This is a genomic window from Prevotellamassilia timonensis (genome assembly GCF_021531665.1).
Taxonomy (GTDB): Bacteria; Bacteroidota; Bacteroidia; order Bacteroidales; family Bacteroidaceae; genus Alloprevotella.
Genome location: NZ_JADYUH010000031.1, coordinates 1 through 13,371 on the forward strand (window position 1 = coordinate 1; position 13,371 = coordinate 13,371).

Genomic DNA, 13,371 nt, shown 5'->3' on the forward strand with positions numbered 1-13,371 from the left:
TTATATTTGTACAGAGATATGGGAGGAGCCTCGGCTCCCCCCTTTTTTCGTCACTTTCCCTTTAAAATCGGGGATTTTAGGAGCGCACCTGGGAAAAATTTGCCTTCTTCTAATTTTAATTTCCCTTCTTCTAATTTCACTTAGGTGCGCTCCTAAGTAAAACTACGCGCCGAGTAGGCAAAATTAGGAGGAGGAAAGTGTTCCCGAAGGTTAAAAATGTTAATGCCTAATCGCCGAAAAAACGCTCAAAATTGTTGGATTTTGTTGAGGGGTGTTCTATAAAAATTCGGACTCACCCTTTTGTGGTTTAGCGGACAGCCATACTCAAAAATGAACTCTCCCCTAATTTGCAGTACATGCCTAAGAAGTTTGAAGCGGACTGTGGTTGAACAGCCCGCTTCATTTTGAGGTTGATGGATTGTCAAATCAATCCTGAGAGCGAAAAGTTGTTTTGATTTTCGCCTCAGCAAAGACTCAGAGTTTCTGCTTGACTTCAACTTCCTGGAAGGTTTCGATTAAGTCGCCTTCCTTGATGTCGTTGCAGTTGGTGAGGGAGATACCACACTCGAAGTTCGTGGTCACCTCCTTGACGTCGTCCTTGAAACGCTTCAAGGCGTTGATTTCTCCGGTGAAGATGACGATGCCGTCGCGGATGAGGCGCGCCTTGTCGGAGCGTTTCACCTTTCCGTCGATGACGTAGGCGCCGGCTACATAGCCCACCTTGGAGATGTGGTAAACCTGACGCACTTCGATGTTGGCAGTGACTTCTTCCTTGATGACGGGTTCAAGCATACCCTCCATGGCTTCCTTGACGTCCTCGATGGCGTCGTAGATGACGGAGTATTGGCGAATTTCAACACCGTCGCGTTCAGCCAGTTTGCGTGCCTGCTGTGAGGGGCGCACTTGGAATCCAACGATGATGGCTTCTGAGGCTGCAGCGAGTGTGACATCGTTTTCGCTGATTTGTCCGACGCCTTTGTAGATGACTTTGATGACAATGTTCTCCGTGGAGAGTTTGATGAAGGAGTCTGCGAGAGCTTCAACGGAACCGTCCACGTCAGCTTTGACGATGAGGTTGAGTTCGTGGTAAGAGCCCATTTTGAGACGCTTGCCAATCTTCTCAAGCGTGAGTACTTCGCGGGTTCGGAGGTCTTGCTCGCGCTGCAGTTGTTCACGCTTGTTGGCGATTTCTCGGGCTTCCTGTTCGGTGTCCATCACGTGGAACTGGTCGCCAGCCTGCGGTGCTCCGTTGAATCCGAGCAGCGTGGCAGCCATGGAAGGTCCGACTTCTTGAATGCGCTGTCCGCGTTCGTTGAAGAGCGCCTTGATGCGACCGTAGTTTGTTCCGGCGAGGACAACGTCACCTTGGTGGAGCGTACCGTTGGAAACGAGCAAAGTCGCCACGTAGCCGCGTCCCTTGTCGAGTGAAGACTCGATGATGGTTCCTGTGGCTTTTCGGTTGGGGTTGGCTTTGAGTTCGAGCATGTCTGCTTCGAGGAGCACTTTCTCGAGGAGTTCGTTCACTCCTGTGCCTTTCTTGGCAGAGATGTCTTGGCTCTGATATTTACCGCCCCACTCTTCAACGAGGAAGTTCATGGCAGCGAGTCCCTCCTTGATTTTGTCGGGATTGGCGTGGGGTTTATCGACTTTGTTGATGGCGAAGACGATGGGCACGTTGGCGGCAACGGCGTGGCTGATGGCTTCCTTCGTCTGCGGCATGATGTCATCGTCGGCAGCGATGATGATGATGGCAATGTCGGTCACTTGAGCACCGCGAGCACGCATGGCGGTGAAGGCTTCGTGACCCGGAGTGTCGAGGAAGGTGATGTGACGTCCGTTGTCGAGTGTGACGTTGTAGGCACCGATGTGCTGCGTGATGCCGCCTGCTTCACCGGCGATGACGTTGGATTTGCGGATGTGGTCAAGCAGCGAGGTCTTTCCGTGGTCCACGTGTCCCATGACGGTGACGATGGGGGCGCGAGGCTCGAGGTCTTCGGGGTTGTCCTCTTCTTCGGCGATGGCTTCCTGCACGTCAGCAGAAACATATTCTGTTTTGAAACCAAACTCCTCTGCCACAAGGTCGATGGTCTCGGCGTCCATTCGCTGGTTGATGCTGACCATGATGCCAATGCTCATGCAGGTGGAGATGACTTTGGTGACGGGCACGTCCATCATCTGAGCCAGTTCGTTGGCAGTCACAAATTCCGTCAGTTTGACGATTTTGCTTTCTGCTTTGGCTTCTCGGCGTTCTTCCTCCTGACGGGCTTGCACCATTTCGCGTTTTTCTTTGCGATATTTGGCTCCCTTGCCGCCTTTCTGTTTGTTGGTCAGACGTGCCAGGGTTTCTTTTACCTGCTTTGCTACGTCTTCTTCGGACACCTCGGCTTTGATGTCCACCTTCTTGCGGTTGTCTTTCTGTTTCTTTCCGCCTTGTCCGTTTTGTTGTCCGGACTGTCCACCTTTCTTGCCTCCGGAGTTACCATTGATGTTTCCGGGATTGTTCACGTCCACGCGTTCGTTGCTGATGCGGGCACGTTTTTTCTTTTGTCCCCCTTGTGCGCCGTTGGCAGCAGGTCCTTTTTCTTTGGCGCGCAGTTTGCGGAGTTCTTCTTTGCTTTTCTTCTTCGGACGTGTGGTGGAGTTGATGGAACTGAGGTCGATGGTGCCAAGCACTTTCGGACCGTCAATGTCGGCAGGTGCGTTGAGGCGGAAGATGCCGTCGGTTTCCGTGCCGATTTTTGCTGCTCTTTCTTCAACGGTGAGCGGTTGTTTCTTCGGTTTGGGGGCATTCTTCTCTTCCTGTTGTGGTTGCTCCTGCGGAGCGGGCTCAGCAGCGGGTGCTTCAGCCTTTGTTTCTTCCGCCGGAGTTTCCGGAGCCGGTGCCTCAGCCTGCGGAGTTTCCGGAACCTGGGTTTCCGTTTTCACTTCTTCCGTTTTCACTTCTTCCGCTTTCGGCTGTTCTTTCGGCTGTTCTTTGGGTTCTTCCTTTTTGCCGTTGAGTGCATCGAGGTCAATTTTTCCTTTCGGTGCGAGTCGCGGACGCAGCTCCTCGGGAATGGTTGTCTCCACCATTTCCGGTTCCGGTTTTGCGGGTTTCGGTGCAGCCGGTCGTTTGTCCTTCTGCCGGTTCTGCATCATCTCCTCGGCTTTGGTTTTGAGATCTTTGTCTGCGCCGAAGGCTTCTTTGAGCAGTTCATACTGCTCATCGTCCAACTTCTGGTTGAGGTCATCGTCCTGAATGGGATGACCTTTCTTTTTCAGAAAATCGGCGACGGTGGAAAATCCTACACCAAATTCCTTGATTGCTTTGTTTAATCTGATTTTCATGCGTGCTGGTATGTGGCTTCCCCTCTTCCCGCTTGTTTGTGACATTCCCTTGTGGAGTCGGTCCGGGCGGTTTAGCCGTGGTGCTGTGGTTTCTCTCGCTTAAGCGTGCGACCGGATTTCCGGCGACGTTGTTTTGTGTTTAGTATATATAATATGGTGTGTGACGGCAGGCGGGCAAATGGGAGAGGCATTGTCCGCCTCCGTCTCTTCAGTGTCAGGCTTCCGTCTCTTCGTCAGCCTCTGTTGCTTCCGGTTCTTCGTCAGCCTCTGTTGCTTCCGGTTCTTCGTCAGCCTCTGCTGCTTCAGTTTCTGCGGCGGGTTCTTCTTCGTTTTCGTGGACATTTGTCTCGTCTTCAAACTCTGCTTGAAGGATTCTCAGAACTTCGTCCACGGTGTCTTCTTCCAGGTCTGCTTTTTCAATGAGCATTTCGCGCGGTGCGTTCAGCACATCTTTTGCAGTCTGAAGTCCGATGTTTTTGATGGCGTCAATGACCCACTGGTCGATTTCGTCGGCAAACTCGTCGAGATAGATGTCTTCAATGGCTTCGTTCTCGTTGAGTTCGCGGAAGACGTCAATGGTGTATTCCGTCAGCATGGAAGCGAGTTTGATGTTCAGACCGCCTTTACCGATGGCGAGGCTGACTTCTTCGGGTCTCAGATAGACTTCAGCTTTCTTTTCTTCTTCGTTGAGATTGATGCTGGAGACTTGTGCCGGATTGAGTGCTCGCTGGATGAAGAGGCGGATGTTGCTGGTGAAGGGAATGACGTCAATGTTTTCGTTGTTGAGTTCTCGCACGATGTTGTGGATTCTGCTTCCCTTGATTCCGACGCATGCTCCGACGGGGTCAATTCGTTCGTCGTAACTTTCCACTGCGATTTTGGCTCTTTCTCCCGGGATGCGTGCAACGGCTCTCACTTTGATGAGTCCCTCGGCGATTTCGGGGATGTCTCTTTCGAGCATTCTCAGCAAGAAGGTGGGAGAGGTTCTGGAAAGAATGATTTTCGGTTTTCCGTTGATGTTGTCCACTCTTTCAATGACCGCCTGCACGGTGTCACCTTTGTGGAAGAAGTCGCGAGGGATTTGTTGGTTTTTGGGAAGATAGAGTTCGTTGCGCTCTTCGTCCATGAGCAGCGTCTCGCTCTTCCAGGTCTGATAGACCTCGGGTGCAATGAGTTCTCCGATGCGGTCTTTGTATTTGTTGTAGAGCGCATCGTGTTCGAGTTCGAGAACTTTGCTTGCCAAGGTTTGGCGGAGAGTGAGGATGGCGCGTCGTCCGAAGTCTGTGAAATTGATTTTCTCAGCGACCTCTTCTCCTTCTTCGTAGTCAGGGTCAATCTTCTGTGCTTCGCTGAGTGCGATTTCTTTGTTCGGGTCGGTCAGTTCTTCGTCGGCGACCACCACTCGGTTGCGATAGATTTCGCAGTCTCCCTTGTCGGGGTTCACGATGACGTCAAAGTTCTCGTCAGAGCCGAAGATTTTTGCAATGACGTTGCGGAAGCTTTCTTCGAGAACGCCCACAAGCGTGGTGTAGTCAATGTTTTTGTTCTCCTTAAATTCGGCAAAAGTCTCAATCAGGCTTGCCGTTTCGGTTTTTTTCTTAGCCATATTTTAATTGTATTGTTTTCTTCGGTAGGGTTTCTTGCGTTGCCTCGTCACGTGTGCAAAAGAAACGCAAGAAGGACAAGACCCCTTTGAACCTCATTTGAAGTCAATCAGGAGTTTTGTCCATTTCACTTCGCTGAAGGCGAGTGTCAAGTCGCGTTCCACCATTTTGGGACGTTTTTCGCCTTCAAGTTTCACTTTTTCGGTGATGGTGAGGATGAAGTTTTCGGGAGAGACCTCTTTGAGTTCGCCCTTCAGCTTCTGTCCTTCGTTGGTGAGTACTTCAACGGGTTCTCCGCAGTGGATTTCATACTGTCGCAGCACTTTGAAGGGTTGTCCGATGCCTGCGCTTCCCACTTCCAGTTCGAAGTCTTCCTCGTCTCGGTTCAGGTGTCCTTCAATGAAGCGGCTGAGTTCCACGCAGTCGTCAATCCACACTCCGTCCTCTTGGTCGATTTCCACCACAATGCGGTTGTCCGCGCTGATGGTCAAGTCGGTCAGGAAATAGTTCTTTCCTTCGAGCCATTGGCTCACCAGACTTTCAACAAGTTTCTTTTCAATCATTCAAAAAAAGTAGTAAAGAAAATAAGTAAGTGAGGAACTTCAAAAGCCCCTCACTTAGTTTGTTGCTGCAAAATTACGAACTTTTTCAAGATGGGAAGACTGCGCGCCACATTTTTTTTGAGTCAAGTGATAAAAAACAGCGTTTGATGTTCGGGCGGCAGTGAAAAGGAAGAACTGAATGCTTAGTCTTCGTTGCGGAAGAGCGGGTCCCAAGCCGGCAGGACTGTGGGTTTCTGTTCCATCAGTTTGAGCGTGGCGGCAGGAACGTATTTCTTATCGACCACGAGGCGGAACATGTATTCGTCAAACCACTCGTCGGTCATGATGAGGTGTCCGTTGTGTCCGCTGGATGCTCCCCAGGAGTTTTCGACCATCCATTTCTTCGGTTTGTCGTTTTCGTCGAGGTCCACCGCCATGAGTGTCATGGCGTGGCTGGATGCGGAGGCGAAGGTGCGGATACGGTCTGCCTTGTTCATCGGGAAGTTGGTGCCGAAGAGAGATTCGTAGTCATAGTTCTTGAGGGAGAGCACGCCGGTTTTGGAGTTCAGCATCTTGCCGACGTCGCAGGAGAAGTACATCATCGTGCTGTCTTTGATGCTTGCAATCGCCATTTGCTTGATTTCTTCAACGGGCAGGTTGAGGTAGGTCCACTGCACGCCGTCGTAGGAGTGGCGGTCGAGGTCAATGGTGTAGGTTTTGTGATAGGGCCTTGTCGGGTCGTTCATCAGCATGACGTAGGAGTTCTTCAAGTCTTTGCCGACATATTCTTCATAGAAACTCTTCGGCGTGTATTTCTTCGTACTGATGGGCTTTCCGGCTGCGTCTTTCAGCGTGTAGTCAAACTCTTGCGGCGGGCATCCGAGGCAGATTTCGAGGATGTGGTAGATGGTGCCGAGCATCTCTTCTTTGCGTTTTTGGAGGGCGGCGTTTTTCTCGCCTTTGGCAGCCGCTTCTCGCAGCGTGAGTCCGTATTCGCGGAGTTTCAAGGAGAGGATGGATGCCATGCGGGAGGTGTTGTTGGCGTTGTAGGATTCGGGCATGATTTCATCGGGCACGAGTCCGTATTTTCCCACCACGTCAATCACGCCGCAGAAGGTGCCGCCGTCGGAGAGCGGGTTTTTGAAGAGCCACTCGACGGTTTTGTCGTCCATGGGTTTGGAGGCGAGGTCAATGGTTGCCTGAAGGAATAGGTTGGCTTTTTCGAGTTGGTCGTAGAAGAAGCAGTAGCTCTGTGAGAACTGGAAGGAGCCGAGCCCATATTTCTCAATCATGGCAGCGCGCATGACGTTGAGTCCGGTGAAGAGCCAGCAGCGTCCTGAACTCTGTTGGTCGGTGATGCCTTTGGAGGGCACTTTGTGGGAGAAGTAGGTGTCGTTCGCCTCGGCGTTGCGCGGGTTCAGTGCGAGTTGGTTGATGGCTGTGCCGGCGAGAGCGTTGGTGAGTGCTACGTTGGCAGGATGCGCCTGACGGATGCGGTTCAGCATTTCAGATGAGATGCCTCCGCTTTGGGCGGTTGCGGTCAGCGCGAGTCCGCCCAGCAAGAAGGAAAAGAGAATTCTATTCATGTTTTTGAGTTTTGAAGGTTCAAGTGGCTTTGGCTTTAGTGTTGGCTTTTAGACCACGAATAAAACGGATTGGACGGATTTCCGCGGATTCCTCATTGAAGACTCCGCCGCAGGCGGGTCGCTGTTGCTTGAAGCGCGGCACGCGCTTCAAGCAGAGAGAAGGGCGGATGCCGAGGGCGAAAACGAGAGAAGGGCGGATGCAAGCACGCCGGGGAGCGCCAAGCGGCAAGGGGCGTGGCTCACGCCCCGACGAGCGTCAAACCGACCACCCGTCCCGACGAGCGTCATTCCTCCACGGGTTCCGTGCCGGTGAAGGGGTTATCGGCGCGGAAGAAGCGGTTGTAGGTCCATTGGAAGAGGAAGTAGAAGGCGACGGCAGTCAGCCAGCCTCCAAAGACGTCGATGAGATAGTGCGCCTGAATATAGACCGTCGCTGCACAGAGCAGGATGTAGAACGGCAGGGAGAGGAAGAAAAAGCATCGGCGGTTCGTCCACAGCAGCAACATCAGCACCGTGCTCACCCCGACGTGGGAGGAAGGGAAGGCTGCGGTGGGACGTTCGCCCGAAGCCTGCGTGCTTTCGACCAGTCCGCGGAAGAACCCTTCGGGTCCGGGCGAAGGTGCCAGATCAGAGTGCGTGCGGAAATAGTCCCCCAACGCCGGGAACACTCCCTCTTCGATGCGGTCAAAGCCGACGGCTTGGAAGTAGTATTGCGGACCGGCGACGGGCAGGAAGAGATAGATGAGATAGTAGAGGAAGAAGGACCCCAGTACGATGAAGGCGGTGCGTTCAAACGCTTTGCGGTTCGTCGCCCACGGTTCGAGGATGGTGAGGAAAATGAGCGGATAGTAGGAGAAGTAGCCAAGGTGGAAGAGTTCGCTCCACAGTTTTGAGGGCATCCACTGTGAGAAGACGATGGAGGGCTGACAACCGAAGAGCGTCAGTTCCTCCTGTGAGAAGACGTGGTCAAGGTTGGGAAAGAGTTGGCAGAACTCGTAGGTGTCCGGATACCAATAGCCCAGCAGGGTGAGTGGGAAGAGATAGCGGAGGAAGAGGGTGTAGCGTCCGGGCTTGGCGCGATAGATGAGATAGAGCAGGCACATGCCGCCGACAATGAAGGCTCGCCCTTCAAGCAGGGGGAGCGGGTTCTTCATTTCTGTCCAGAAGCACGCAATCAGTAGGGTGGTGAAGAGCGTGTAGGCGAGCGTGAGCCATTCCAGACAGATGGGTTTAGTCTTTTTGGGTGAGGTCATGGAAAGGTTTAGTCTTTTTGGGTGAGGTCATGGAAAGTTTTGTTTACTTGACTAAAAGGGGGGACGAGGTGTTTGATGGGGCAGTCCTCCCTTCACAACCAATGTTCTTTTTTGTACCATTCCACGGCTTCCCTCACTCCGCGTGTCAAGGGCCATTGGGGATGGTAGTTCAGTTCTTTGCGTGCGGTGGTGATGTCGCACTGCCAGTTTCGTTGCTTCATGATGCGACACTTGTCGGGGTTGAGCGTGGAAGTCTTCTTGGCGGCTCTGGCGATTTTGTCTGCCGCGAAACTGACGATGCGGAGCACCCAGAGCGGGGCGACGATGTGGACAACGCGCTTCACGCCCAGTTCCAATTGCAGCAGGTCGCTGAAGCTGCGGCTGGTGTAGTTCCGTCCATCGCTGAGATGATAGATGGCGCCGCGCTTGCCGCGGTTCAAGGCGAGGAAGGCTGCCTCCACGAGGTCGCGCACATAGATGAAGGTCAGAATCTGCGGCTTGAAGCCCACGGCGAAGTCCACGTGTTGTTTGATGCTTTTCGCCATGAGGAAGTAGTCTTTCTCGCGAGGACCATAGACGCCGGTTGGACGGAGCACGACATAGTTCAGTCCCGGCACTTCCGCCAGCATTCGCTCCGCCTTCAGCTTGGAGCGTCCGTAGGCAGTGTTGGGTAGTGGCGTGTCGGTGGGTCGGAGCGGTTCGCGGTCCAGTTCGTGGATGTCGCCGCAAACGCTGAGCGAACTGATGAAGACAAAACGCCCGTTGGGTTGTAGCGCCTGTGTCTCCAGGAGCGTCAGTGCGAGGCGAAGCGTTCCCTCGGCGTTGATGCGACAGAACTCCTCCTCGTCCTTAGCCCGTGTGGCACCGGCAGCGTGGATGACCGCACCGAAGGGAGCATGTTCTTCCAGGTGCTGCGTCAGTTGCTGCTTCAGTCGTTCGTCGTTGCCGAGGTCGAGTTCGATGAAGCGGATGCGCGGGTCGGAGAGATAGCGGCGCGAACTGGTGCGGCGCACGGCAGCCCACACTTCACGCCCCTCTTCCAAGGCACGTTCCACGAGGAAACTGCCAATGAAGCCGGAAGCACCCGTCACGAGCAGTGGCGAATCTGCATGATTATTCTTTTGTTCCATTTTTTGAAGATTAGGATTCCCGTTTGGAAGGTCAGAGTCCCCGCAGGTCGTCGTAGCAGGTCTGCAGGAAAGCCTTGGCGGCGTCACAGCGTCGGGGCGAGGGAGCCGGGGCTTCGCGGATGATGCTCGTGGGCTTCGTCAGCAGGTTCACAACGCTGATGCCCGTGGAGTCCTTGAAATATATCCCCTCGTTCCAAGTGTGCACGGCACACGGGTTTCGGTAGGTGGCACTCATGACGTCGCGGGAGAAGCGGAAGGCATCGTGCGGCAGGTCCATCTGTCCGAGTAGGGTGGCGGGCAGATCCGTCTGGTTGCAAATCTTGGAGACAACGCGGGGCGCGCTGACGGCGCCGCCAACCCAAATCATGGGAATGTGCGAGCGTCGTTCGTCGCTGTCGGGAATCCCCTCGGGATAGTTGATGCCGTGGTCGGGCAGGAAAATCACGAGCAGGTTTTTCCACGCTTCCGTTTTTTTCAGTTTTTCCACGAAGCGTCCGATGCAGTCGTCCAGATAGGCGAAGGCATTGGCTTTCTCGTCGTGGGGCAGGCGGGAGTAGGGCACCTTCCACGGCTCGTGGCTGGCGAGTGTGAGAAAACCGATGTGCCAGGGTTCCTGCTGCGGTCGTCGGATGATGCGTTGGAAGAGCGAATCGAAGGCAATGGCGTCGGTGACGCCCCAGTCGTGGGTGTGGCGTGCTTCGGGTGGGAACCCGGTGTCGCCGGTGGTGCGCCGATAGCCGGTTGAGAGGAGATAGCCGTTGGTGTTCGTGAAGTTGATGTCACCGCCGTAGAGGAACTCGGTGTCGTAGCCTGCTTCTCGCAGAGCCCCTGCGATGGAGGGCAGTTTGGACGCTTTGGCAGCGAGTTTCATGACGCTCAGATTGGGAAAGGAGGGGTAGCCGCTGAAGGTGCAGACCGTACCGCGATCGGTGCGGTAGGAGTTGGCGTAGCACTCGGTGAAAACGATGCCTTCGTGAGCAAGGCGGTTCAGATTGGGCGTCACGTTCGGGTCGCTCTTTGGGTCCACGGCATGTACGAACTGACCGCCGCAGCCTTCCATCAGCACGATGAGGACGTTGGGGCGCGTGGTGTGGAGCAGACGTTCCGTGTTTTCAGAGCGGGTGTTATAGTCCAACGCGGCAAACAGCGCAGCACAGGTGTCGGCGGGGAAGAAGTCCATTCGCTGCTCCGCCGCCTTGGCTTTCTTCAGCGAGGAGAGCAGGCTGAAGGCAGGATTGACGGCGGCGTGGTTGAGGAAGAGACGGTCGCTGAAATAGACCATGCCGACGTTGGCGGTGCTCTTTCCAACGCCGCCGCGGATGCCGAGGAAAATGAGACCGCCGACCAGCAACCACACACCGGAGAGGGCGAGGCGGTGGCGCACCGGCTTCAAACGACGGTTCAAAGCCCAGAGCAGCAGACGCGCGGCAAGAAAAACTGTGACTGAAACGGCGAGCACGACGCCACAGAGATACCAACCCGTCACGCTTTGCAGCGCACCGGTGGGGCTGTCGAGATAGCTCCACGCCGTGCTGTCAAGTTTCGTTCCCCAGAAACCATAGAGGCAGGCATCAGCCACCACGACGCAGCCAAAGACGAGGGCAACGAGGAGGGCATATACCTTATATATATAGCGCACGTGTGTTTTAGGCAGCCAGATGGCGATGCCGAGCAGCAGCCAGAGTGGGGCAGAGGCGTAGCCGGCAGTGGCGAGGTCCAACGCGAGTCCGTGCCACATCACCTGCAGCAGGTCTGCCGTGCTGACGCCTTCCCGGACGCTCGCCGACTGAGCCCACACGAAACAAGGCTTCGCCACGACGAAGAGCAGGGTCGTGGCGAGGTAGAAAAAGGAGAGAATGGTCAGTGGCGCACTCGTTCGTGGTGTCGCGGACTTCTTCCTTCCTTTTGCCGTTCGTGGGAGAATGTCTTTGAAAGGAGTTTTCCAACGCATGGTGGTTCGAAATTAATGGGGCGTTCTCTCGAAAATTGCGCAGGTCAGAGTTGCTGCATGTCGTTGAGGCGTTTGTAGTAGCCGCCTTGTGCCAAGAGTTCCTCGTGGGAGCCGCGCTCCACGATGCGTCCCTCATAGAGCACGCAGATTTCATCGGCGTGGCGGATGGTGGAGAGACGGTGGGCAATGGCAATGGTGGTGCGTGTCTTCATCAGTCGCTCCAAGGCTTCCTGCACGAGACGTTCGCTTTCGGTGTCGAGCGCAGAGGTGGCTTCATCGAGAATCAAGATGGCAGGGTTCTTGAGGATGGCGCGTGCGATGCTGATGCGCTGACGCTGTCCGCCGGAGAGTCGGCAGCCTCGGTCGCCGACCTTGGTGTCGTAGCCGTGTTCGCTTTCCATGATGAAGTCGTGGGCGTTGGCAATTTTGGCGGCTTCGATGACCTGTTCCATGGTGGCGTGTTCGACGCCGAAAGTGATGTTGTTGTAGAAAGAGTCGTTGAAGAGAATCGCCTCCTGGTTCACGTTTCCGATGAGGGAGCGTAGTTCCGAAATCTCCAAGTCCTTCACGCTCACTCCGTCGATGTAGATCTCCCCGCCGGTCACGTCGTGATAGCGCGGCAGGAGATCCACGAGGGTGGATTTTCCCGAGCCGCTCTGTCCGACGAGTGCGATGGTCTTGCCCCGCGGCACGGTCAGACAGATGTCGTTCAGCACGGGGTTGCCTGCGGCATATTCAAAACTGACGTTTCGGAATTCGATGCTGTTTTTGAGTCCGTCGATGTGGACGGGCTGGGCAGGATTCTTGATGGGATTAGGTGCGTGGAGGATTTTGTTGACGCGTTCCAGACTCGCCATTCCTTTCGGGATGCTGTAGGACGCTTTTGAGAAATCTTTCAGCGGTTGAATGATGCTGTAGAGGATGACCATGTAGAAGATGAACGTCGGTGCGTCAATCGGGGAATGGTCGGAGAAGATGAGTGTGCCGCCATACCACAGCACCAAAACGATGAGCGTTGTTCCGAGGAACTCGCTGACGGGGTGGGCGCTGGACTGACGAATGGCGACTCTGTTGGAAGCGTCGCGAAATTCGTTGGTGGCTTTGTCAAAGCGGTTTGTCATTTTGTGCTCAGCGGTGAAGGCTTTGATGATGCGCATGCCGCCGAGCGTTTCTTCCAGTTGCGCCATGGTCTCGCTCCATTTGTTTTGTGCGTCGAGACTCTGGTGTTTGAGTTTTCTGCCGATGCGTCCCATCATCCATCCCATCAGCGGGAGGACGACGATGGTGAAGACGGTCAGTTGCCAAGAGGTGTAGATGAGCACGCTGAAGTAGCAAATCAACAAGATGGGGTTCTTGATGAGCATGTCCAAAGAGCCGGTGATGGAGTTTTCGATTTCGTTCACGTCGCCGCTCATGCGTGCAATGATGTCACCTTTTCTCTCGTCGGAAAAGAAGGACAAGGGGAGAGAGATGATTTTGTGATAGACCTTTGTCCTGATGTCGCGCACGATGCCGGTGCGCATCGGAACCATGACAGCGACGGAAGCAAAATAGCATCCTGTCTTGAGAAACGTCGTTGTCACGAGGAAGACGCCAATGATGAGGAGCGTGTATTCCGCGCCGTAGGTGTTCATCAACTCCGTAGTGTACCAATACATGTTGTTCACCACGATGTCTTTGATGCTCATTCCGGCGGCTCCCCAAGGAATGAATTCATATTTGTTCTGGTCGATTCCGAAGAGCAGTTGCAGCATCGGAATGATGGAGATGAAGGAAAAGACGTTCAGGATGGCAGAAAAGAGGTTGAAGAAGAGTGAGCCGAAGAGATAGAGTTTATACGGTTTCACAAACTGCCTCATGACGCGGAAAAAGCTTTTCATTGGCTTCTCTGTTTCAAGTGGATGAGGGATGCTCAGACGGAGTCCGCAAATGTTCTTGCTGTGTGCCTAAGTGTTGCAAAAATACAACAAAGATGCTA

General features: G+C 54.3%; 8 protein-coding genes. All 8 read right to left on the minus strand.

Going from position 1 to position 13,371, the window contains the following annotated elements; genetic code table 11:
* Positions 1-474: 474 nt before the first annotated feature.
* The 8 genes from infB to I6E40_RS06525 all read right to left on the minus strand — a co-directional run bounded on the left by infB (position 475) and on the right by I6E40_RS06525 (position 13,273).
* Positions 475-3,327 carry a translation initiation factor IF-2 gene (infB, locus tag I6E40_RS06490; protein WP_235386228.1) on the minus strand — a complete coding sequence of 951 codons (2,853 nt, stop codon included), beginning with the start codon at positions 3,325-3,327 and terminating at the stop codon, positions 475-477.
* A gap of 214 nt (positions 3,328-3,541) precedes the next feature.
* Positions 3,542-4,933 carry a transcription termination factor NusA gene (gene nusA, locus I6E40_RS06495; protein ID WP_235386229.1) on the minus strand — a complete coding sequence of 464 codons (1,392 nt, stop codon included), beginning with the start codon at positions 4,931-4,933 and terminating at the stop codon, positions 3,542-3,544.
* Between the two features lie 93 nt (positions 4,934-5,026).
* The gene (gene rimP / locus I6E40_RS06500; RefSeq protein ID WP_235386230.1) at positions 5,027-5,494 is read right to left on the minus strand and encodes a ribosome assembly cofactor RimP; all 468 of its coding nucleotides are present in this window, start codon (positions 5,492-5,494) and stop codon (positions 5,027-5,029) included.
* A 182-nt stretch (positions 5,495-5,676) separates the two neighbouring features.
* Positions 5,677-7,059, minus strand: coding sequence for a C1 family peptidase (locus I6E40_RS06505; protein ID WP_235386231.1), 1,383 nt, complete (start codon positions 7,057-7,059; stop codon positions 5,677-5,679).
* Positions 7,060-7,343: 284 nt separating this feature from the next.
* Positions 7,344-8,312, minus strand: coding sequence for a phosphatase PAP2 family protein (locus I6E40_RS06510; RefSeq protein WP_235386232.1), 969 nt, complete (start codon positions 8,310-8,312; stop codon positions 7,344-7,346).
* A gap of 92 nt (positions 8,313-8,404) precedes the next feature.
* Positions 8,405-9,442, minus strand: a complete 1,038-nt coding sequence (locus I6E40_RS06515; protein WP_235386233.1) for an NAD-dependent epimerase/dehydratase family protein — start codon at positions 9,440-9,442, stop codon at positions 8,405-8,407.
* Positions 9,443-9,473: 31 nt separating this feature from the next.
* Complete coding sequence (locus tag I6E40_RS06520) at positions 9,474-11,393, minus strand: LTA synthase family protein (RefSeq protein WP_235386234.1); 1,920 nt, start codon at positions 11,391-11,393, stop codon at positions 9,474-9,476.
* Between the two features lie 44 nt (positions 11,394-11,437).
* Positions 11,438-13,273, minus strand: a complete 1,836-nt coding sequence (locus I6E40_RS06525) for an ABC transporter ATP-binding protein (protein WP_235386235.1) — start codon at positions 13,271-13,273, stop codon at positions 11,438-11,440.
* Positions 13,274-13,371 lie beyond the last annotated feature (98 nt).

Bases quoted from the DNA above. Each gene is read 5' to 3' on its own strand.
- infB (WP_235386228.1), bottom strand. From the start codon at position 3,327: ATGAAAATCAGATTAAACAAAGCAATCAAGGAATTTGGTGTAGGATTT.
- nusA (WP_235386229.1), bottom strand. From the start codon at position 4,933: ATGGCTAAGAAAAAAACCGAAACGGCAAGCCTGATTGAGACTTTTGCC.
- rimP (WP_235386230.1), bottom strand. From the start codon at position 5,494: ATGATTGAAAAGAAACTTGTTGAAAGTCTGGTGAGCCAATGGCTCGAA.
- I6E40_RS06505 (WP_235386231.1), bottom strand. From the start codon at position 7,059: ATGAATAGAATTCTCTTTTCCTTCTTGCTGGGCGGACTCGCGCTGACC.
- I6E40_RS06510 (WP_235386232.1), bottom strand. From the start codon at position 8,312: ATGACCTCACCCAAAAAGACTAAACCCATCTGTCTGGAATGGCTCACG.
- I6E40_RS06515 (WP_235386233.1), bottom strand. From the start codon at position 9,442: ATGGAACAAAAGAATAATCATGCAGATTCGCCACTGCTCGTGACGGGT.
- I6E40_RS06520 (WP_235386234.1), bottom strand. From the start codon at position 11,393: ATGCGTTGGAAAACTCCTTTCAAAGACATTCTCCCACGAACGGCAAAA.
- I6E40_RS06525 (WP_235386235.1), bottom strand. From the start codon at position 13,273: ATGAAAAGCTTTTTCCGCGTCATGAGGCAGTTTGTGAAACCGTATAAA.